This window comes from Anaerotignum faecicola, from assembly GCA_024460105.1.
Taxonomy (GTDB): domain Bacteria; phylum Bacillota; class Clostridia; order Lachnospirales; family Anaerotignaceae; genus JANFXS01.
Window position 1 is genome coordinate 1 of sequence record JANFXS010000258.1, and the last position, 459, is coordinate 459.

The 459-nt window shown below is 51.4% G+C and carries 1 protein-coding gene; it reads left to right on the forward strand.

Annotation, left to right across the window (positions count from 1 at the left end):
- A partial coding sequence (locus NE664_13845) for a terminase (protein MCQ4727716.1) occupies positions 1-459 on the forward strand: 459 nt, incomplete at both ends.

Consider the following 459-nt stretch of genomic DNA (forward strand, 5'->3'; position numbering starts at 1 on the left):
CGAACACGCCGAAAGGCACGAAGATCTGGAAGAACAAGATTCAGGGATTGCGAGGGAAGGCAACCGGCCTGATCTTCAGCAACTTCGAGCGATCTAAGCATGTCATAACCAAGAAGCAGGCTAAGGCGTTTGTTAAGGATCCCAACAACAAGCACCAGACAGAGTGGTTTATTTACTTCTCAGCCGGCTTGGACACTGCATACTCCCAGAAGTCTCCAGACACGATCTCGATGAGCTTTATTGGGATCACCAATAAGGGAACCTGTATTGTCCTGGACGAGAAGGTCTACAACAATGCGGAGCTTGGAACGCCGCTGGCTCCCACGGACACGGTCCGGAACTTCATTGATTTTCTGGAGCGCAACCGGCAGGAATGGGGCTTTGCGCGGGATACTTTCATCGATAACGCCGATCAGGCGACAATAACCGAGTTCCTGAAGTACAAGCGCTTGAATGGCT